18 protein-coding genes are annotated in these 21,076 nt (G+C 63.7%); 11 read left to right on the forward strand and 7 right to left on the reverse strand.

From position 1 onward, the window contains the following. The first annotated feature begins 133 nt into the window (after window positions 1-133). The 7 genes from hemJ (at window position 134) to XI03_RS32810 (ending at window position 8,936) form a co-directional block, all read left to right on the forward strand. Window positions 134-568 (forward strand): protoporphyrinogen oxidase HemJ, encoded by a 435-nt coding sequence (gene hemJ / locus XI03_RS32780; RefSeq protein ID WP_028139375.1) that lies wholly within the window; start codon window positions 134-136, stop codon window positions 566-568. Window positions 569-814: 246 nt separating this feature from the next. Beyond that, window positions 815-2,080 carry a transcription termination factor Rho gene (rho, locus tag XI03_RS32785; RefSeq protein ID WP_008133567.1) on the forward strand — a complete coding sequence of 422 codons (1,266 nt, stop codon included), beginning with the start codon at window positions 815-817 and terminating at the stop codon, window positions 2,078-2,080. Between the two features lie 314 nt (window positions 2,081-2,394). After that, window positions 2,395-3,747 (forward strand): tRNA uridine-5-carboxymethylaminomethyl(34) synthesis GTPase MnmE, encoded by a 1,353-nt coding sequence (gene mnmE, locus XI03_RS32790; RefSeq protein WP_271594408.1) that lies wholly within the window; start codon window positions 2,395-2,397, stop codon window positions 3,745-3,747. A gap of 579 nt (window positions 3,748-4,326) precedes the next feature. Further along, window positions 4,327-6,207 carry a tRNA uridine-5-carboxymethylaminomethyl(34) synthesis enzyme MnmG gene (gene mnmG, locus XI03_RS32795; protein WP_271594409.1) on the forward strand — a complete coding sequence of 627 codons (1,881 nt, stop codon included), beginning with the start codon at window positions 4,327-4,329 and terminating at the stop codon, window positions 6,205-6,207. A gap of 153 nt (window positions 6,208-6,360) precedes the next feature. Further along, complete coding sequence (rsmG, locus tag XI03_RS32800; RefSeq protein WP_442869770.1) at window positions 6,361-6,990, forward strand: 16S rRNA (guanine(527)-N(7))-methyltransferase RsmG; 630 nt, start codon at window positions 6,361-6,363, stop codon at window positions 6,988-6,990. 30 nt (window positions 6,991-7,020) lie between these two features. Beyond that, complete coding sequence (locus XI03_RS32805) at window positions 7,021-7,899, forward strand: ParA family protein (protein WP_018323546.1); 879 nt, start codon at window positions 7,021-7,023, stop codon at window positions 7,897-7,899. 149 nt (window positions 7,900-8,048) lie between these two features. Then, complete coding sequence (locus XI03_RS32810; protein ID WP_028139371.1) at window positions 8,049-8,936, forward strand: ParB/RepB/Spo0J family partition protein; 888 nt, start codon at window positions 8,049-8,051, stop codon at window positions 8,934-8,936. A gap of 150 nt (window positions 8,937-9,086) precedes the next feature. Here XI03_RS32810 and holA read toward each other — a convergent pair whose 3' ends face one another. The 3 genes from holA to leuS form a co-directional block, all read right to left on the reverse strand. After that, the gene (holA, locus tag XI03_RS32815) at window positions 9,087-10,115 is read right to left on the reverse strand and encodes a DNA polymerase III subunit delta (protein ID WP_028139370.1); all 1,029 of its coding nucleotides are present in this window, start codon (window positions 10,113-10,115) and stop codon (window positions 9,087-9,089) included. 132 nt (window positions 10,116-10,247) lie between these two features. Next, a complete protein-coding gene (gene lptE, locus XI03_RS32820; protein ID WP_271594410.1) occupies window positions 10,248-10,799 on the reverse strand; it encodes an LPS assembly lipoprotein LptE in 552 nt (183 codons plus the stop codon). Beyond that, window positions 10,786-13,410: a leucine--tRNA ligase gene (gene leuS / locus XI03_RS32825; RefSeq protein ID WP_271594411.1), complete on the reverse strand. Its 2,625-nt coding sequence runs from the start codon at window positions 13,408-13,410 to the stop codon at window positions 10,786-10,788. The genes lptE and leuS overlap by 14 nt, the downstream gene beginning before the upstream one ends. 191 nt (window positions 13,411-13,601) lie before the next feature. Between leuS and XI03_RS32830 the strand changes: the two genes are divergently transcribed. Next, window positions 13,602-14,648 carry a GGDEF domain-containing protein gene (locus XI03_RS32830; RefSeq protein ID WP_271594470.1) on the forward strand — a complete coding sequence of 349 codons (1,047 nt, stop codon included), beginning with the start codon at window positions 13,602-13,604 and terminating at the stop codon, window positions 14,646-14,648. Between the two features lie 43 nt (window positions 14,649-14,691). Here XI03_RS32830 and XI03_RS32835 read toward each other — a convergent pair whose 3' ends face one another. Next, window positions 14,692-16,389, reverse strand: a complete 1,698-nt coding sequence (locus XI03_RS32835; RefSeq protein WP_271594412.1) for a diguanylate cyclase domain-containing protein — start codon at window positions 16,387-16,389, stop codon at window positions 14,692-14,694. A 108-nt stretch (window positions 16,390-16,497) separates the two neighbouring features. Between XI03_RS32835 and XI03_RS32840 the strand changes: the two genes are divergently transcribed. After that, entirely contained in the window at window positions 16,498-17,187 is a 690-nt protein-coding gene (locus tag XI03_RS32840; RefSeq protein ID WP_028139366.1) for a YggS family pyridoxal phosphate-dependent enzyme, read from the forward strand. 163 nt (window positions 17,188-17,350) lie between these two features. On the opposite strand, the gene XI03_RS32845 is transcribed toward XI03_RS32840, so the two are convergent. Then, on the reverse strand, window positions 17,351-18,136 hold the full coding sequence (locus XI03_RS32845) for a 2-keto-4-pentenoate hydratase (RefSeq protein WP_271594413.1): 786 nt from the start codon (window positions 18,134-18,136) through the stop codon (window positions 17,351-17,353). Window positions 18,137-18,142: 6 nt separating this feature from the next. Further along, window positions 18,143-18,712, reverse strand: a complete 570-nt coding sequence (locus XI03_RS32850) for a L,D-transpeptidase family protein (protein ID WP_028139364.1) — start codon at window positions 18,710-18,712, stop codon at window positions 18,143-18,145. 203 nt (window positions 18,713-18,915) lie between these two features. Between XI03_RS32850 and XI03_RS32855 the strand changes: the two genes are divergently transcribed. Together XI03_RS32855 and XI03_RS32860 are read left to right on the forward strand one after the other, a co-directional pair. Further along, window positions 18,916-19,602: a response regulator transcription factor gene (locus XI03_RS32855; RefSeq protein WP_007598630.1), complete on the forward strand. Its 687-nt coding sequence runs from the start codon at window positions 18,916-18,918 to the stop codon at window positions 19,600-19,602. A 58-nt stretch (window positions 19,603-19,660) separates the two neighbouring features. Further along, window positions 19,661-20,104 carry a cyclic nucleotide-binding domain-containing protein gene (locus tag XI03_RS32860; RefSeq protein WP_018323556.1) on the forward strand — a complete coding sequence of 148 codons (444 nt, stop codon included), beginning with the start codon at window positions 19,661-19,663 and terminating at the stop codon, window positions 20,102-20,104. Window positions 20,105-20,153: 49 nt separating this feature from the next. On the opposite strand, the gene xth is transcribed toward XI03_RS32860, so the two are convergent. Then, window positions 20,154-20,969, reverse strand: a complete 816-nt coding sequence (gene xth, locus XI03_RS32865; RefSeq protein ID WP_038974763.1) for an exodeoxyribonuclease III — start codon at window positions 20,967-20,969, stop codon at window positions 20,154-20,156. Between the last annotated feature and the right edge of the window lie 107 nt (window positions 20,970-21,076).

Here is a 21,076-nt window from a genome sequence, read left to right on the forward strand (position 1 = left end):
CTCAAACCTTAAGAATCTAAGATTCTAGATTTGAGGAAGGCGCTACGGACGGATATGTGTGCAGGCAAGACCTTAACGAGTTCTTACTATCCCCAGCGTTCCCTCGGCTGGCTCAGAAATCCGGACGCAGAAAATGTTTGAAGACGTCTATCTCTGGATCAAGGCGCTGCACGTGATCGCCGTCATCTCCTGGATGGCGGGCATGCTCTATCTGCCGCGGCTGTTCGTTTATCACAGCGAGGCCGAAATCGGCTCGAAGCAGTCGGAAACGTTCAAGGTGATGGAACGTCGGCTGCTCAAGGCCATCATCAACCCGGCCATGATCGTCACCTGGCTCGCCGGGCTCTATCTCGCCTGGTCCGGCCACTGGTTCTCGTTTGGCTGGCTGCACGTAAAACTGGCATTGGTCCTGGCGATGTCCGCGGTCCACGGCTTTTTTTCCCGCTGGCTGAAGGATTTCGCCGCGGACCGGCGCCCCCGGACCCAGAAATTCTATAGAATTATCAACGAGGTGCCGACCGTCCTGATGATTCTCATCGTCATCATGGTGATCGTGAAGCCGTTCTAGGCAAGGCGCGCGACGATTAGCTCAGCGCTTCGGCTTGCGGAGAAGGGAGCGATTTTCTATATTATCGATATCCCACCCAACGCAGGCGGATGTGGTTGTGTCTGAGCTTTCCAGAGGCCGGACACCGCATCAGGTTTGAAGCCTCATCGGCACTTAACCTTGCCAGACCTGCGGACCTTATCTTCTCACGTCCGCATTTCAGAGCCTCCTCGCACCCCTCCCAAGGTTACCCACAGGACCACCCCAATGCGGGAAATTAAACTCGAAGACCTCAAGTCCAAAACGCCGGCCGAGCTCGTCTCGTTCGCGGAGGAGAACGGGGTCGAGAATGCCAGCACCATGCGCAAGCAGGAGCTGCTGTTCGCCATCCTCAAGCAGCTCGCGCTCGCCGAGACCGATATTGTCGGCCAGGGCGTCGTCGAGGTTCTCTCCGACGGCTTCGGCTTCCTCCGCTCGCCCGATGCGAATTATCTGCCGGGCCCGGACGACATTTACGTTTCGCCGTCGCAGATCCGCCGTTTCGGCCTGCGCACCGGCGACACCATCGAAGGCCACATCCGTAGCCCGAAAGAGGGCGAACGCTATTTCGCGCTGCTGAAGGTCAACACGCTCAATTTCGAGGATCCGGAAAAGGCCAAGCACAAGGTCAATTTCGACAACCTCACGCCGCTGTTTCCGAATCAGCGTTTCCGCATGGAAATCGACGATCCGACGCGGAAAGACCTTTCTGCACGCGTGATCGACATCGTCGCGCCGATCGGCAAGGGTCAGCGCGCACTGATCGTCGCGCCGCCGCGCACGGGTAAAACCGTGCTGATGCAGAACATCGCGCACTCGATCACGCACAATCACCCCGAATGCTATCTGATCGTGCTGTTGATCGACGAGCGTCCGGAAGAAGTCACGGACATGCAGCGCTCGGTGAAGGGCGAGGTCGTGTCGTCGACCTTCGACGAACCCGCGGTGCGTCACGTCCAGGTCGCCGAGATGGTGATCGAAAAAGCCAAGCGTCTGGTCGAGCACGGCCGCGACGTCGTGATCCTGCTCGATTCGATCACGCGTTTGGGCCGCGCCTACAACACCGTGGTGCCGTCATCCGGCAAGGTGCTGACCGGCGGTGTCGACGCCAATGCGCTGCAGCGCCCGAAGCGCTTCTTTGGTGCCGCCCGCAACATCGAGGAGGGCGGCTCGCTGACCATCATTGCGACCGCGCTGGTCGATACCGGCAGCCGAATGGACGAAGTCATCTTCGAAGAGTTCAAGGGCACCGGTAACTCGGAACTGATCCTGGACCGCAAGGTCTCGGACAAGCGCACCTTCCCGGCGATCGACATCTCGCGCTCCGGCACCCGCAAGGAGGAGCTCATCACCGATCCGCAGGTGCTCAAGAAGATGTACGTGCTTCGCCGCATCCTCAACCCGATGGGCACGATGGACGCGATCGACTTCCTGCTCGACAAGCTGCGCTCGACCAAGAGCAATTCGGAGTTCTTCGACTCCATGAACACCTGAGCATGGTGCAGCAAGAAATTAGAGGGCGCCTTCGGGCGCCCTTTTTCGTTGTGCGGCTTTGCTGCGGCGTAGATGCAGCATGGAGCTGTGTCGACGCGCAGATCCAGATTTCTCAGAAGATGTTGATATACCTACAGAATGCTTGACATCGGCTGGCGGACCTATGCCAAACGGCGAGGTTTTTGCAGCACACTTCCGGATCTATATTGCGATGCAACATGATCTTTGCTGCGGCAAGGGCGCAGCAAAACGGACCGGCCGCGGTCCTGGGAGCGGCCCATTTGCCTTTTCGTCGCGAGCCGGACAAATAGGCCATGCATCCGCGAGACCAGACCATCTTTGCGCTCTCGTCCGGCCGGGCGCCGAGTGCGATCGCCGTGGTGCGCGTCTCGGGTCCGCAAGCCGGTCTGGCGCTGACGACCTTGGCGGGGAAGCTGCCGGCGCCGAGGCAGGCCAGCCGCCGGCTGCTTCGTGACGGCGCGGGCCAGCCGATCGACGATGCGGTCGTGCTGTGGTTTCCGGGGCCGGCCAGCGCGACCGGCGAGGACGTCGCCGAATTCCACGTTCATGGCGGCCGCGCCGTGCTCTCGGTACTGTTCGCTGCAATTTCGATAATTCCGAATATTCGAGCCGCCGAGCCGGGCGAGTTCACGCGGCGCGCGTTCGAGAACGGCAAGCTCGATCTCACCGAGGCCGAAGGCCTCGACGATCTCATCCATGCCGACACCGACCGCCAGCGTCGCCAGGCGCTGCGCCAGCTGCAGGGCCTGCTCGGTGACCGCGCGCGCGACTGGCGCGAGCGCATCATCGAGGCCTCGGCGCTGATCGAGGCCGGCATCGATTTTTCCGACGAGGGCGATGTGCCGGCGGAATTGAGGTCGCCGGCGGTGAAAGCGATCAAGGCCCTGCACGATGAAATCACAGAAGTCCTTGCGGCACAGGGACATTCTGAACGGCTGCGTGAGGGCCTGGTGGTTGCGATCGCGGGCGAGCCGAATGTCGGCAAGTCGACGCTGATGAATCAGCTCGCGCGCCGCGAGGTCGCGATCGTCTCGCCGCATGCCGGCACGACGCGCGACGTGATCGAGGTCCAGCTCGATCTCGATGGCTATCCCGTCACGGTGATCGACACCGCCGGCATCCGCGAGACCGATGATCCGGTCGAGCAGGAGGGCGTGCGCCGCGCGCGAGCGCGGGCCGAGGACGCTGACCTCGTGCTGTGGCTGGTGGAGAGCGAGCAAGCCGTCAATCCGGACGCGCTGCGTTCCCTTCGGAAATCCGAAGGCGGCGATCGGTCGGAGGGGTCCGTCTGGATCGTCCGCAACAAGATTGATCTCGGGGGCCGGGCTAGCAGGTTGAGCAGCGAGTTCGGGATCTCGGCGAGACAGGGTGATGGCATCCCCGAGCTGGTCGATGCGCTGGTGAAATTCGCTTCCGAGTTTTTCGGAACCACCGAGGGCGCGCTGGTGACCCGGGCTCGCCAAAGGGAACTGTTGGTCCGGACGTCGGAGAGCTTGCGCCGGAGTCTGGACCTTGTAGAAGACGGCGAGGAGCTTGCAGCCGAAGAGCTGCGCGCCGCCGCTTACGCCTTGGGCCGATTGCTGGGCCGGGTAGATGTCGAAGACGTCCTCGGCGCCATCTTCCAAAAGTTCTGTATCGGAAAGTAAGGCTAGTTCTTCATTGTAGAACTAGCGCTTGTTCCATTCCTTCTGTCTCACGTGAAACATCCCGCTGCTTTAATCTCGATATCGATCGGGAACCCGCTTCGGAATCGGGGTGGCGTGAAGCGTGAATTGGGGCCTTTGGCTCCTTCGCCTCGTCCGGTCCGGTCTGGGTGCCCGGATGTTTCACGTGAAACACTGGTTGGGTGGAGAGTAAGGCCGGGCGAATAGGAGTTCCTCTCTTCAAGCGAGTCCCAGGACCATTCCAGGGCCTATTTTCGCCTCTTATTGCGAAGAGCCCCTGCGACGAAGCAATCCACGCTGCCTCCGAGAAAGGGATCCTGGATTGCTTCGCTCGCAATGCCTGTGGCCATCATCGGATCCAACATCCACCCAGTCGTCACCTTGCCGGGTGGAATGCCGATTTCGTTTCACGTGAAACACGAAACAATTCAATGGCCATTCTACTGTGCATGGGGTTGTTTTCGTGAAATCGCTTTCGGCCTCCTGGTCCGTGTTTCACGTGAAACATGCCTCGCCAGTTTCTTCTTCCGGCTTTCCCGACACTGAGCTAGAAGTCCGGACATGCGAACAGAGCGAAAGAGCTTCGACGTCATCGTGATTGGCGGCGGCCACGCCGGCTGTGAAGCCGCGGCTGCGTCTGCCCGGATGGGCGCAACGACCGCACTGGTGACGCATCGTTTCTCTACCATCGGTGCGATGTCCTGCAATCCCGCGATCGGCGGCCTCGGTAAGGGTCATTTGGTTCGTGAAGTCGATGCGCTGGACGGTCTGATGGGTCGCGTCGGCGATGCCGGCGGCATCCAGTTTCGCGTGCTCAATCGCCGCAAAGGTCCCGCCGTCCGTGGTCCTCGGGCCCAAGCCGACCGGAAGCTTTATGCCGCTGCGATGCAGGCCGCGATCCGGGAAACCGAGGGTCTTTCCGTCATCCAAGGCGAGGCTGACGAGCTGATCGTGGTTGATAACCGCGTCACCGGACTGCGCCTGGCGGATGGCCGGGAGCTTCGGGCAGGGGCTGTTGTCGTCACCACCGGTACCTTCCTCCGTGGTCTCATTCATCTCGGAGAGAAGAACTGGCCGGCCGGCCGGGTCGGAGAGGCGCCCGCGATGGGTCTTTCCGGCTCCTTCGAGCGCGCCGGCTTCACCCTTGGACGGCTCAAGACCGGCACTCCGCCGCGTCTCGACGGCACCACGATCGACTGGTTCGCAGTCGAAATGCAGCCCGGAGACGAGCCGCCGGAGCCGTTTTCGGTGATGACCGAGCGGATCACCACCCCGCAGATCCAGTGCGGGATCACCCGGACCACATCCGCGACCCATGAGGTGATCCGGGCCAATGTCCATCGCTCCCCGATGTACTCCGGCCAGATCAAGAGCTCTGGTCCCCGCTATTGCCCCTCCATCGAGGACAAGATCGTCCGCTTCGGCGATCGTGACGGTCATCAGATCTTCCTGGAGCCGGAAGGCCTCGACGACAGCACCGTCTATCCCAACGGCATCTCGACCTCGCTGCCGGAGGAGGTCCAGCTCGCGATCCTCGCCAGCATCCCCGGCCTTGAGCGAGTGAAGATGGTCCGGCCGGGCTATGCCATCGAATACGACCACATCGATCCCCGCGAGCTCGATCCGACCCTGCAGACCAAGCGCCTCCGCGGCCTGTTCCTGGCCGGACAGATCAACGGCACCACCGGATACGAAGAGGCTGCCGGGCAGGGCATCGTGGCCGGCCTGAACGCGGCACTGGCTGCGAGCGGGGCCGCATTGACGGTGTTCGACCGTGCCGACGGCTATCTTGGTGTGATGATCGACGACCTCGTCACCCGCGGGATCAGCGAGCCCTATCGGATGTTCACCTCCAGGGCCGAGTATCGCCTGACCTTGCGGGCGGACAATGCCGATCAGCGTCTGACCGAGAAGGGGATCGCTTTGGGGTGCGTCGGCAGTGCCCGGACCCAGCATCACCGCGCCAAGATGGACGCCCTGAACGCGGCCAGGGCGCTGTCGAAGTCGCTGGCGATCACCCCGAACGAAGCGATCAAGCACGGACTGTCCCTGAACCGGGATGGCCAGCGCCGGTCGGCGTTCTCGCTGATGGCCTATCCGGATATCGGCTGGAGCCAGGTCCGCGCGATCTGGCCGGAGCTGTCCGCCATCGATCCCGTCATCGCCACCCATCTCGAGATCGACGCCAAGTACGATGTCTACCTCGATCGCCAGAGCGCCGACGTCGAGGCCTTCCGGCGCGACGAGGGGCTGGTGCTGTCTGAGGTCGATTACCAGCAGGTGCCCGGGCTCTCCAACGAGGTGCGTGCCAAGCTGGAGAAGGCACGGCCGTTCACCGTCGGGCAGGCTGGCCGGATCGACGGCATGACGCCGGCAGCGCTCGGCATTCTCGCGGCCTATCTCCGGCGTGAGGCACGCAAATCCACCAAGGCAATCGCATAGGCGTTTCACGTGAAACAGCGCGGACCGGGCGGGGACAGACCGCTAACGCGACGACCAGGGACAGGCGAGGGCGCGCATCGTCGATCTGACCCGGGACCGACCAAGCCGAAGATCGACAAAGCCAGTGCCAACGATCAGGCGCTCGATTCCGTCATCGCTGCCGACAAGCGTGAGGCGCTCGAGCTCGCGCCCGTTTCACATGAAACGGAAGCCCGGCTCGATCGCTACATCGCGCTGCTGCGGGAGTGGCAGGCCAAGACCAATCTGGTCGCGCCCTCGACCCTGCCGCAGCTCTGGACCCGGCACATCGCCGACTCGCTCCAGCTCGTCGATCTCGCGCCCGCTGCAAAGCGCTGGGCCGACCTCGGCAGTGGCGGCGGCTTCCCCGGCGTCGTCCTGGCCTGCGCCATGGCCGGGACGCCGGGTGCGAGCATTCATCTCGTCGAGCGAATCGCCAAGAAGGCGGCGTTCCTGCGCGAAGCGGTTCGCGTCACCACATCTCCGGGAGTCGTACATCTCGCTGAGATCGGGGATAATGTGGATAGAATCACCGGCCCCGTCGATTGCGTCACCGCCCGTGCGCTGGCTCCGCTACATCAACTCATCGGCTTTGCGGAGCCGCTGATGCGCCAAGGCGCAAAGGCGTTATTTCTCAAGGGTCAAGATGTAGAGGCTGAATTGACCGAAGCCGCTAAATATTGGAATATCGAGCCTCGACTCCACCAAAGCCGCACGGGTGACGGCTGGATCGTGGAGCTCGATGCCGCCGAACGGCGCAGCTGAGGCGCTCAGGGGTTGAGTGGGGAAATTTCGATGACCGTGATTGACGAGCCGCAGCAAGAGCAGACCCAAGAACCGACCCAAGAACCGACCAGCGAGGTGCCGCATGGCCATCCGCGCATCCTGGCGCTGGCGAATCAGAAGGGCGGTGTGGGGAAAACAACCACAGCGATCAATCTTGGCACCGCACTCGCCGCGATCGGCGAGCGTGTCCTGATCGTCGATCTCGATCCGCAGGGCAACGCCTCGACCGGCCTCGGCATCGATCGCCGCAACCGCTCATGCTCGACCTATGACGTGCTGATTGGTGAAGCCCCGCTGCGCGAGGCCGTGGTCTCGACCGCGGTGCCGCGGCTGCACATCGCGCCCTCGACCATGGATCTCTCCGGCCTCGAGCTCGAGCTCGGCACCACGCCTGGCCGCGCCTTCAAGCTGCGCGACGCCATCGGTGCGCTCAACAACAACGTCTCGCCGGATGCCGACTACACCTATGTGCTGATCGACTGCCCGCCCTCGCTCAACCTGCTCACGGTGAACGCGATGGCGGCGTCGGACGCGATCCTGGTGCCGCTGCAGTGCGAGTTCTTCGCGCTCGAAGGTCTGTCGCAATTGCTGCAGACCGTGGAGCAGGTGCGCTCGACGCTCAATCCGAACCTGTCGATCCACGGCATCGTGCTGACCATGTTCGACTCGCGCAACAACCTCTCCAACCAGGTCGTCGCCGACGTCCGGCAGTTCATGGGCGAGAAGGTCTACAAGACCATGATCCCGCGCAACGTGCGCATCTCGGAAGCGCCGTCCTACGGCAAGCCGGTGCTGGTCTACGATCTCAAATGCGTCGGCAGCGAAGCCTATTTGCGGCTCGCCACCGAAGTGATCCAGCGCGAGCGCGAGCTGCGCGTCACGCATTGACGAGGCCGTAGGGTGGGCAAAGGCGTCTTCGCCGTGCCCACCGTCTTCCACACACGATCGGTGGGCACGCTTCGCTTTGCCCACCCCAAGATTCTACGATTCGAAATTCAGTTCTGGAGTGCTGCACCGTGAATCCAAGGGAGCTGGCGATGGCCGACGAAGCGCGTTCGCGACTGGGCCGGGGTCTTGCAAGTCTGATCGGTGACGTCGGCGGCGAGGCTCAGCATGTCGATCGGCCGCGCGCGCAGCGCAAGGTGCCGATCGAGTTCATCAAGGCCAATCCGCGCAATCCGCGCCGCACCTTTTCGGACACCGAGCTGAAGGAGCTCAGCGAGTCGATCAGGCAGCACGGCGTGATCCAGCCGATCGTGGTGCGTCCGGTGAAGGGCGCACAGGACCGCTTTGAGATCATCGCCGGCGAACGGCGCTGGCGCGCCTCGCAGATGGCCGGCCTGCACGAAGTGCCGATCGTCCCGGTCGACATCAGCGACAGCGACGCGCTGGAGTTCGCGATCGTCGAGAACGTGCAGCGCGAGGACCTCAACCCGATGGAAGAGGCGCAGGGTTATCATGCGCTCGCCAACGAGTTCAAACGCAGCCAGGACGACATCGCAAAGGTCGTCGGCAAGAGCCGCAGCCACGTCGCCAACATGATGCGGCTGACGAAGCTGCCGGCCGAGGTGCAGGCCTTCATCGCGACCGGTGAGCTGACCGCAGGCCACGCCCGCGCGCTGATCGGCGTGCCCGATCCGCTCGCCGCCGCCAAGCGCATCGTCGAGGAGGGCCTCAACGTCCGCCAGGCCGAAGCGCTCGCGCATGAAGAGGGCGTACCGGAGCGCAAGCCGCAAAAGGCGCGCGCCACCGGCGGCAAGGAAAAGGACCCCGACACGATCGATCTCGAAAAGCGCGTCAGCGACGCGCTCGGCCTCAAGGTCACCGTCAATCACCGCGATCCCGGCGGCTCGGTCCAGATCAGCTACAGCAACCTCGATCAGCTCGACGAAGTGATGAAGCGGCTGGCGAAGGGCGTGCTGTAGGCCAAGCCCTCGCTGTCATCCCCGCGAACGCGGGGACCCATACCGCGTGATTTATCGATCGGACCGGGCGCGCAGTACCGGACCGCAAGTCTTCGCCAAACGACTTCCTGTGGTTATGGATTCCCGCGTTCGCGGGGATGACAGCGTGGCTCAGCCCCGCCGCTTCGCGTTCGCGGCGATCGCCATCAATGTCCGCTGGGCGATGGCGGCGGCTAGCGTGGATTGCTTGCGGGTGTCGAGCGCCGCGGTCGCGAGCTGCTCGATGATGGCGGCGAGCCGCGCCACGCTGAAATTTCGCAGCGCCGTTTCGACCGCGGGCTTACGTGAAAAATGCAGGCGCGGATAGCCGCCGTCGAGCACGGCGGAGGCAGGCTGGCCGTCGGCGATTGCGAGCGCCGATTTGTGCAGCCACGCAGCCTGACGCTGCGCGGCGGAGATGATCACGCCGGGATAGGTGCCGGCGATCATGGCCTTTGCGAATTCGGTCTCGACGATGTCGGGCCGTCCGGCAAAGGCCCCGTCGACGATCGGGTCGAGCTTGAGCTCGGACGCATCAGCGACCACGGCCATCACGTCGTCCAGCGTGACCTCGCCTTTGCCGTGGGCGTAGAGCGTCAGCTTGCGCAGCTCGTTGCGCGAGGCCTGGCGGTCGCCGCCGAGGAACGACATCAGCGCCGCGCGGGCGTCCTGCGCGATGCGCAAATTTGCGATGCGCAATTCGTCATCCATCAGCTTGGCAAGGTCGCGCTCGGTGTCGGGATAGCAGCCGATCGCTACCGCGGCCTTGGCCTTCTCGCAGGCTTTTCGCAGCGGCGATTCCGGGCGCAGCTCGCCGGCCTCGATTACGACGCGGCAATCTTTCACCGACATCTCCGCCAGCGTATCGATGCCGCTGGCAAAGCTGCGCGAGCCGGCGCGAATGCGGATGGCGCGGCGGCCGCCGAACAGCGGCACCGTCATGGCCTCGTCGACGAGGCGCGAGGGCTCGGCGGAGAGCTCGTCACCGTCGAGCCTGACCAGCGAGAACGGATCGTTGGGATCATCGACGGCAGAGGCGATCAGCGCATCCGCGCGCTCGCGCACCAGGCCGGCATCGGGACCGTAGAGCAGGATGATCGGGCGGCCCGCATCGGGGCGGGCGAGGAAGGCGTCGATCTCTTTTCCACGCAGCGCGACCATGTTGCCTGTTACCTTGTCATTCCGGGGCGCGCGAAGCGCGAACCCGGAATCCAGAGGTTGGGAATCGAGATTCTCAGGTGCGCAATTGCGCACCGTAGTTCTCGCTTCGCGAGCCCCGAATGACGGGAATAATCAGGTGCCTGCGGTGAAGAACGAGGCGAGGCGGGTGGTGATGTTCTCAGCGATCTCGCTGGCGGCACGATCCTCCGCGTCGCGCACGGCGCGGGTGCGGGAGAAGCGCTGATAGGACCCTGGCATGTCATAGGACACGCGCGAGAACGTGGTGCCGGTCATCACCGACTTACCGGTCGCGACCTCGATCAGATTGTACTGGGCGTCGATGCCGAGGTTTTCGCTGGTCGGCAATCCCGTCGTGGCGCTGACGATCAGCGAAGAACGGCTGGAGGTGAAGCGGATGTCCAGCCGATGGGTCGGCGGCATTCCCGTCGCGGTGCCGTAGAGCTTGAAGGCGAGAGCATTGCGGACTTCGACACCGACACGGGCCTCGCGGGAGGCATTGGGCTTGGCGATCGGCGGGAGCTCGACCCCCATCAGTTTCTCGCGCAAGCCGGGGGTGCCGTCGCCACGCTCGGCATACATCGGCTGGAAGCAACCAGCCGTCAGCGCCGCCAATGCGGCGACCGCCAGCAAGCGGGCTGCGATGCGGATCCTAGCCGACAACATTTACGATCCTCTTGGGGACGATGATCACCTTGCGGACGGGCTTGCCGTCCAGGGCCAGTTTTACCGCATCGAGAGCCAAAACGGCAGCCTCGATTTCCGGATTCTGGGCCGCTGTTGCAACTGTGACGTCACCCCGCTTCTTGCCGTTGACCTGGACCACGAGGGTCACGCTGTCTTCAACCAGCAAATCGCGTTCGATTTGCGGCCAATGGGCCTCGGAAACCAGCCCGCTCTGGCCCAGAGCCTGCCAGCACTCTTCGGCAAGGTGCGGCATCATCGGGGAGAACAGCTGGACCAGGATCTGACCGGCTTCGCGGATCGCCCAGGCCAAATCAGGGGCGGGCTGGCCGGGTCGCTGCAAGATCTCCGAGAAGGTATTGGCGAATTCGCGGATATGGGCCAGGCAGACGTTGAAGTGCAGCCGTTCGATTCCGGTGGTGACCTTGTCGAGCGCACCATGGGCGGCCTTGCGCAAGGCGGTCGCGTCCGGGCCGAAGCTGGCCGGCCGGGCCGCCGGCGCGGCTTTGCCGAGTTCGATGGAATCGTTCACCAGCCGCCACAGCCGCTGCACGAAGCGCGAGGCACCCTGGACGCGCTCGTCGCTCCAGATCACGTCGCGGTCGGGCGGGGAATCCGACAGCATGAACCAGCGGGCGACATCGGCGCCGTAGGTCTCGATGATGTCGTCGGGATCGACCGTGTTCTTCTTCGACTTCGACATCTTCTCGATCGGGCCGATCTGGATGTCTTCGCCCGACATCAGCAGCGTCGCGCGCCGGCCGTTGCCGCCGACCTCGACCTTGACCTCGGCCGGCTGCACATAGGTGCCGTCGGCCTTCTGGTAGGTCTCGTGCACCACCATGCCTTGCGTGAACATGCCGGCGAACGGCTCGTCCAGCGCGATGTGCCCGGTCGCCTTCATCGCGCGGGTGAAGAAGCGGCTGTAGAGCAGATGCAGGATCGCGTGCTCGACGCCGCCGATATATTGGTCGACCGGCAGCATCCGGTTGGCGACGGCGGGCGTCGTCGGAGCGGTGTCGTTCCAGGGATCGGTGAAGCGTGCAAAGTACCAGGACGAATCCACGAAGGTGTCCATGGTGTCGGTTTCGCGCTGAGCCTTGGCCCCGCATTTGGGGCAGGTGACATGCTTCCAGGTCGGGTGATGGTCGAGCGCGTTGCCCGGCTTGTCGAAGGTCGCATCGTCAGGCAGCGTCACCGGCAAATCGGCATCCGGGACCGGCACCACATCGCATTTCGGGCAGTGGATGACGGGAATCGGGCAGCCCCAATAGCGCTGGCGCGAAATGCCCCAGTCGCGCAGGCGGAAATTCACCTGGCGCTCGCCGACCGGCGCGTTGCCGCGCTGATCGCTTTCCAGACGTTTTGCGACCTCGTCCTTGGCCTGCTCGATGGTCATGCCGTCGAGGAAGCGCGAATTGATCATGCGGCCGTCACCGTCATAGGCGGTGTCGGTGATGACGAACGACTTCGGATCCTGGCCCTCGGGGCACACCACCGGCGTGTTGCCGAGATTGTACTTGTTGACGAAGTCGAGGTCGCGCTGGTCATGCGCCGGGCAGCCGAAGATCGCGCCGGTGCCGTATTCCATCAGCACGAAATTGGCGACATAGACCGGCAGCTTCCAATTCGGATCGAACGGGTGCACCGCGCGGATGCCGGTGTCAAAGCCCTGCTTCTCCGCGGTGTCGATGATCGATTGCGCGGTGCCGATCTTCTTGATGTCGGCAATGAACTCCGCAAGCTCGGGGTTCTTCGCGGCGGCTGCCTGCGCCAGCGGATGATCTGCCGAGATCGCCATGAACTTTGCGCCGAACAGCGTGTCCGAGCGCGTCGTGAAGATCTTCAGCTCGCTCTCGCCGGCGGGCGTCGTCGCCTGATCCAGCGCGAAGCGAACCAGCAGCCCTTCCGAGCGGCCGATCCAGTTGCGCTGCATCAGCCGGACCTTGTCGGGCCAGCGATCGAGCCCATCGAGCGCGGACAGCAGCTCTTGCGAGTACTTCGTGATCTTGAAGACCCACTGGCTCATTTCCCGTTGTTCGACAACGGCGCCGGAACGCCAGCCGCGGCCGTCGATCACCTGCTCGTTGGCGAGCACGGTCATGTCGACCGGATCCCAGTTGAGCTTGCGCTTCTCACGCTCGGCGAGGCCGGCGCCGAGCATGTCCAGGAACATCTTCTGCTGATGCTTGTAGTAGCTGGGGTCGCAGGTCGCGAATTCGCGTGACCAGTCCAGCGACAGCCCGATCGAGCGGAGCTGCTTCTTCATCGCGGCGATGTTGTCGTAGGTCCAGGCCTTGGGCGCGACCTTGCGCTCGATGGCGGCATTCTCGGCCGGCAGGCCGAAAGCGTCCCAGCCCATCGGATGCAGCACGTTGAACCCCTTGGCGCGCATGAAGCGGGCCAGCACGTCGCCGAGCGTATAATTCCGAACATGGCCGATATGGATGCGCCCGGACGGGTAGGGGAACATCTCGAGCACATAGTATTTCGGCCGCGAATCGTCGTTCTTGGAGACGAAGATCGACTGTTCGTCCCAGAGGCGTTGCCAGCGCGGTTCGGCGTCGCGGGCGTTATAGCGTTCGGAGGTCATGGAATCGTTGGGGTTTTCGTGGGTTCGGCCGTCTCAAGACGGCGGACTAGGCCATAGAAGTCCTTAGGGGGTCAATGGGTTGCCGCAGTTTGGAACTTTGTCGGGGCCTCCGCATAACTACGAAGGTCGGCGTTGGGGTGTGATTAAGGGGTCAATGCCAATTTGCGGCCCGACGAGACCGCATGAGTGCGATGGATTCCAGCTTCGACGAGCCCGATTACGACTATGCCGCGTCCATTGCCGGACGGGCGATGCGGAGCATGGCCGAACAGCGGATTGCGCCGACCCCGGCCAATTTTGCCGTCTGGTTCCTGTATTTCGGGGACGGCCATGAGGATCTGCGCAACGCGATCGATCTTCTGATCGACCACAATCGTCCTTTCGACGCCCGAACCAATCAGGACCTGTTCAAGACCTATGTCGCGCCCCAGGTGAGTGCCGCCGTGGTCGACACGTCCGAGCGGCTGCAGGCGCTCATGGGGGCCGCGAGGGAGTTTCTGGCGACCGCGATCGCCGACAATCATTCGCAGATGCAGGTCATCAGCGAGGTGGCGGACCAGGGCAAGGCCGGCGTCGATCCGAAGGCGCTGGTTGCCCAGCTCATGAACGAGCTGGCGCGGGCCGCCACACGGGCGACACGGCTGGAAGCCGGCTTTGCGGAAAAGACCCGCGAGCTCGACGTGATCCGCGATTCGCTATCGAGGTCCGAGGAGCGCGCCCGGACCGACACGCTGACCGGCCTCGCAAACCGGCGGGCGCTCGACGAATTCCTGCGCAAGGCGCAGGCGACCGCCGCGTGGGGCGAGCCGCTCAGCGTGCTGATGCTCGACATCGACCACTTCAAGACTTTCAACGACAATTTCGGCCACGGCGTCGGCGACCAGGTGCTGCGCCTGTTGGCGAAGGTGCTGCGCGAAAAGGTTCGTGAGCAGGACCTGCCGGCCCGCTATGGCGGCGAGGAGCTGATCGCGGTGCTGCCGGATGCCGATCTCGCCACCTGTGCCGAGATCGCCGACCGGATCAGGCACGCGCTCGCCGAGTGCACGATCACCCGCCGCTCCACCGGCGAGGTTCTGCCCAGCATCAGCGTGTCGATCGGCGTGGCGCAGTACCGGGCCGGCGAAGCGATCACCGATCTCGTCGAGCGCTGCGATCGCGCGCTCTATCTCGCCAAGAGCAGCGGCCGCAATCGCGTGGTGACGGAGACCGAGCTCGATCGCGCCGGGGCTGCGGGATAGCCTGTTGAGGGGTGGAGACGACGACGTTGGTCGTGGCTGACGATCAGCCCGCCATCATCATTTCGGAGGCGCCGGTCTCGATCGCCTGCACGCCGTGCTCGACGACATTGTTGCGGCCGCGGTGTTTTGCGGCGTAGAGCGCGGCGTCGGCGGCTTCGATCAGGTCGCCGGGACGCAAGGCCTCGTTCGGCTTCGTCGCGGCAACGCCGATCGAGACGGTGACGATCATGTGGGCTGAGGTGATGTGCGGCAGGCACAGCTTCAGCACGGCCGCGCGAGCCAGCTCGCCGATTTCCACGGCGCGGTTCACATCGGTGTTCGGCAGCAGCAGGCAGAACTCCTCGCCGCCATAGCGTGCCGCAAAGCCCATCGTGTCGGCGGCGATGCCGGACAGCGACTCGCCGAGCCTGGTCAGGCAGGAATCGCCTTCGAGATGGCCATAGGTGTCGTTGAACAACTTGAAATGGTCGACGTCGATCATCAGCAGCGCGAGGTCGCTGCCATATTGCTGCGCGCGCATCCACTCGAAGTCGAGCCGGCTCTGGAAGCCGCGACGGTTGGCGAGCCCCGACAGCATGTCGATCGAGGCCATCACCGTCAGCCGGTCGTTGCTCGCGATCAGCTCGCGCTCGCGCTGGCTCAGCTGCGCCGCCATCGCGTTGAACGCGCGGGCGAGCGGCACGAACTCGGCCGGCAGGCGATTGCGCGCCGCGCGGGCCGACAGATCGCCCTCGCCGAGACGCTTGGCCATGTCGACGAGCATCTCGATCGGCTTGATGACGAGCTTTTCGGCGGCGATCAACGCGCCGAGCAGGACGAACACGACGACGAAAGCGAGTTGGAGATAGGCGGTGCGGATGTCGCGGTTGACCGCCGCGGACACCTTGTCTTCGTCGATGCTGGCGATCAGGCGGGCGTTGGTGCCGGAAATCCGGATGTAGCTGACCGCGCGGCGCGAGCCGTCGGCGGCGAGGAAAGACAGTGAGCCTTCATCCTGGTCGGAACGAAGGGCCCTGTCGGCGATGGCCGACATCAGCGGCATGTTGTCGAGCGGACGGCCGACTGCGCTGTGCTGATCGGCCGGAGCGGCCAGCACCGTGCCTGCGCTGTCCACCAGCACGGCGGTGATGCCGGCGCGGCCGCCAAGATTGCTCATGACCTTCGACATCCAGTCGAGATTGACCGTGGCAAGGACGACGGCATCGGAGACGCCGCTGAAGGCGGACACCGGATAAACTGCCATCACCGTCGGCGTCGCTATCGGCCGCGACAGGATGAAATCGCTCAGCACGAAGCGGCCGCTCGTTTGGGCTTGCTGAAAATAGGGCCGGTCGCTCAGGTCGAGGCCGACATACATGTTGTTCGTCGCGCACTGGATGCGCCCGTCTACGCCCGCGATCAAAAGCGTGCGGATCCAGGGCAGGTTCGACGGCAGGCTCGCGCGCAGCACGTCGCAGCTCTTGCTGACGCCGCCGGCAGAGGCGCGAATAAAGGCCTCCGATTTCAGGATGGTCTCGACCGACGAGATCACCTCGCGCTGCGCATCGGCGCTATGTCGCGCCACGGTGGTGAATTCAACCGTGGCCTGCGCGATCTGCCGGGTGCGGGTGTCTTCGAGCGAACGGATGCGCTCGAGCATCAAGGGCGCCACCAGAATCACCGCGAGCAATGCAAGCCGCGCCCGGATTCCGAGAACCTGCTTGAGTTTCGCTCGTTTGCGGTTGAGACTGATTGTTGCCATCTTCGCTACCCACCCCGTCGGCCAAGGTAAAGCGAAGGGTTCAAAAACTCTTTCTTGAACTCGGTAAAATTGGACTTACCTCGGTCAGGATCACAGCCAAGCGACGTCATGACAGAAGCCAACGCCGCGCCGGTAACCGGCCATTCACCAAACGCGCTCGCCGCGGTCGAAGCCGAAATCGCCCGCGCCTGCAAGGATGCGCGACGCGATCGCGCCTCCGTGACGCTGATCGCGGTGTCCAAGACTTTCGCCGCAGATGCAATTACCCCGGTTATCGACGCCGGACAGCGCGTATTCGGCGAGAATCGGGTGCAGGAGGCCAAAGGCAAGTGGCCTGCGTTAACGTCTGTTTACTCGGGCATCGCGCTGCATCTGATCGGACCGCTGCAATCCAACAAGGCGAAAGAGGCGGTCGCGCTGTTCGACGCGATCCATTCGGTCGACCGTCCGAGCATTTGCCAGGCGTTAGCCAAGGAAATCGAATCCCAGAACAAGCACCCGCAACTCTTCGTCCAGATCAACACCGGCGAGGAGCCGCAGAAGGCCGGCATCGCGCCCGGCGAGGCCGACGCCTTCCTCGCCAGCTGCCGCGACACCTATGGGCTGACGATCTCCGGATTGATGTGCATCCCGCCGGTCGACGAGCCGCCGGCGGCGCATTTCGCGCTGACCGCCAAGATCGCCGCGCGCAACGGCTTGACGAATCTCTCGATGGGCATGAGCGCGGATTTCGCCAATGCCATCATGCTGGGTGCCACACATGTGCGCGTGGGGAGTGCGATCTTCGGGCATAGATAGTTGTTGTCGTCCCTGCGAAAGCAGGGACCCATACCGCGTGATCTCCAATTGATAAGTGGTCTTCGTACCGGCGAAACTCAGGTAACTCCCAATCCTCGCCAAACTTCTCCCCGGGGTTATGGGTCCCTGCGTTCGCAGGGACGACAGCCGAGCATGAGGCTACTTACGCAAACCCCACCGACACTTTCCCCAGCACACCAAAGTCCGCCGCGAAATGATCGCCGGCCTCGATCGGCAGCGGCGGATGGCACGTGCCTGTGGTCACCACCTCCCCCGCCCGCAAGGTCAGTCCAAGCCCGCGCAGCTCATTGGCGAGCCAGGCGAGCGCGGCGCGGGGGTCGCCGAGCACGTTCTTGCCGTGGCCGACACAGCGCTCGCCGCGCAGCGTGATCTGGGGCCGCTCCTCGACGAGATCCATCGCACGCCAGTTCGCAGTCGTCGCCGCGCCCAGCACGAACAGATGCGCGCAGGCATTGTCGGCGATCAGCTGCGCCTCGCCCGCTCCAGCGAAATCGGCAAAGCGCGAATCGGGAATCTCGATCGCAGGATGGAAGGTGTCGACCGCGGCGAGCACCTCATCGACGCTGTAGGGCGCTGCACGCGGCGCCAGATCGCGTCCCATGCGGAAGGCGAATTCAGGTTCGCCAACGCGCATCTCGTTGCCCTTCATCGACGCAGTCCCGCCATCGGCAATCACGGTGTCGCTCATGATGCGACCGGCGAGCGGTCCCGTGACATTGATGTGCTTCTGTCCTGATACGCTCGTGGCCGCGATCTTCCAGCCGAACAATGTCCCGCGCGACAATGTTTCGAGCCCGGCCTGGATGGCGTGGCCCTCCGTGCGGCTCTGTGGCCGCAACCGCGGCTCCAGCGCGTCAAGCTTGGTGCCGTCGCGCCAATGTTGAACGAGCACGCGCGAGGCGGCTGCGATCTGATCCCTGTCGAGCATACGTCCTCACCCGATGATGATTCTTGTTCTTGGTCCCAATCGCCGCAGCAATTGCAGCATCGCAGATTTCGTCATGGAGACGCAGCCCGCGGTCGGGCCGAAATTGTCGCGGGCCAGGTGCAAAAATACCGCGCTGCCGCGGCCGGCGACCCGTGGTCGCGTGTTGTGGTCGATTTCGATGATGAAGTCATAGAGATGGTCGGCACGCTTGAGCCGGTCACCGCCCTGCCCCTCGTCGAGCCGGATTCCCTGGTTGTAATGGCGATCCCTGGGATCCTCGCACCAGGCGTCCTCTCCGGTGATGATCCGGGCCGGCAGGAAGCTCTGCGGACGGCTGTGCCGGTCGCCCCGCCACCACAAGCGCTTGGGACGGAAGCTGCCCCTGGGGGTGCCGCCGTCGCCCTCGCGCTTGTTGGCCAGGATGCCGCCCCGCCCCAGCGCAACCGGTATGGTCAGCGATCCCGCCGTCAGCCAGCCTCGGCGCGGATTCCCAGCCGCAGGCTTAACGCGGATCGCAGAGAGCGGTCCGGCGCTTCGATTCTTGGTGTAACCAACTGAAGCTGCTTTATTTTTCATGTGAACGTGCAATGTCGAATTCATTACAGGACATTCATCAAACCGGCCTGCTATTCTGAGTTAGAGTGCTTCCGGCTTGTGAATCGGTAACAGCCCACTACTTCAACACGAACAACAATAATAACGGCGACCCCTAAACTTCCCCTCACGGCTGGGTGCAGCATGGATGCGCGCCGAGCCGGACCCCAAAAGGATGACCCCCTATGGCCAATGCCCGCAAGATCCTGATCGTGGATGACGATACCGATCTGCGCGACACGTTGGTGGAGCAATTATCGCTACACGAAGAATTCGAAGCCTCCGCCGTCGATACCGGCGCCAAGGGCGCGAGCGCCGCCAAGGCCAATGCCCCCGATCTCGTGCTGATGGATGTCGGCCTGCCCGACACCGACGGCCGCGAGGTGGTCCGCTCCTTGCGCAAGGGCGGCTTCAAGGCCCCGATCATCATGCTGACCGGGCACGACACCGATTCCGATACGATTTTGGGGCTCGAATCCGGCGCCAACGACTATGTGGCAAAGCCCTTTCGTTTCGCCGTCCTGCTGGCCCGCATCCGCGCCCAGCTGCGCCAGCACGAGGCCAGCGAGGACGCGGTGTTCTCGGTCGGCCCCTACTCCTTCCGGCCCGGCTCCAAGATGCTCACCGCCGCCAATGCGCGCAAGGTGCGGCTGACGGAGAAGGAGACCGCCATCCTCCGCTTCCTCTACCGCGCCGGCCAGATGCCGGTTTCGCGCGAGACCCTGCTCCAGGAGGTCTGGGGTTATAATTCCGGCGTCACCACCCACACGCTGGAAACCCACATCTACCGCCTCCGCCAGAAGATCGAGAAGGATGCCGCCAACCCGGAAATCCTGGTCACGGAAGCCGGTGGCTACAAGCTGGTGCCGTGATACGCTCGAAGGGCGTGCGAATCGTTTTAGATCGCATGCCTTTGAGCCTCGGATCTGAATGTCAATTGACGACGACGTAGCGCTTCTCGAGCGTGTCCCGACATTGCGCCTGTTGGGAGACGCCTCGTTGCGCATGCTGGCGATCGGCTCCGAGCAGCGTAACTTCGTCCGCGGCGATACCCTGTTCAATCTCGGCGACGACGCCGATGCCGGCTTCGTGGTCCAGCGCGGCGCCTTCCGGGTCGATGACGGCGCCGGCGCCGAGATGATCGCCGGTCCCGGCGCGCTGATCGGCGAGCTCGCGCTGGTGGTGCCGATGAAGCGGCCGTCGAGCGCGATCGCGCTGGAGCACTCCTCCGTCATCCGCGTCGCACGCAGCCTGTTTCAGCGCGTGCTCGAAAGCGATCCGGCCGCGGCGGTTCGCCTGCGCGATGAGTTCGCGGTCCGCTCGAGCCAGATTGCCAGCGATATCCTGATGGCGGGTGCGAAGCTGACGTCGTAGCTTCCCGTCATTCCGGCCGCGCGACTTCGTCGCCCTGGAATGACAGACGCTACACCTCCAGCGTCACCGTGACAGGCACGTGGTCCGACGGCCGCTCCCAGCTCCGCGCATCGCGCAGAATCCTGAAATCGCTGACCGCATCCTTCAACGCGCGCGAGACCCAGATGTGATCGAGCCGGCGGCCGCGGTCGCCGACGGTCCAGTCGGCGGAGCGGTAGCTCCACCACGTATAGACTTTTTCCGACATCGGAATCCGCTCGCGTGCGACGTCGACCCATTCGCCGGCGGCCAGCGCGGCCTGCAGCTTTTCGGTTTCGATCGGCGTGTGCGAGACCACCTTCAGAAGCTGCTTGTGCGACCACACGTCGTTCTCGTGTGGGGCGACGTTGAGATCGCCGACCAGGATGTGGCGATCCTCGCCGCGCGGATGCAGCGGCTCGCACGCCTTCATCTCGTCGAGGAAGCGAAGCTTGTGGTCGAACTTCTCGTTCAGCGCGGGATCGGGAATGTCGCCGCCGGCGGGGACATAGAAATTATGCACCACCAGCGGCTTTGCGATACTGGCCTTCTCGCCGAACGATACGGAGATGTGACGCGAATCCAGCTTGTCGCAGAAGGTGCGGATATCAGTCGATTCGAACGGAATCTTCGAGACGATGGCGACGCCGTGATAGCCCTTCTGCCCATTCAGCGCGACGTGCTCGTAGCCGAGCCGCCTGAAGCGCTTCAGCGGAAAGGCATCGTCGATGCACTTGGTCTCCTGCAGGCACAGCACGTCCGGCCGCGCGCTCTTGAGGAATTTCGCGACCAGATCGATGCGCAGCCGCACCGAATTGATGTTCCAGGTTGTCAGGGAAAAACGCATGGGAAATGCGTCTTAGCACGGATTAGTGCGGGGAAAATGCTTGTCCACAGCGAGCTCTCGTAGGGTGGGTTAGCCGAAGGCGTAACCCACCACGGTCTTTCACCGCG

The sequence above is a fragment of the Bradyrhizobium sp. CCBAU 65884 genome (assembly GCF_028128835.1).
Lineage (GTDB): Bacteria > Pseudomonadota > Alphaproteobacteria > Rhizobiales > Xanthobacteraceae > Bradyrhizobium > Bradyrhizobium ottawaense.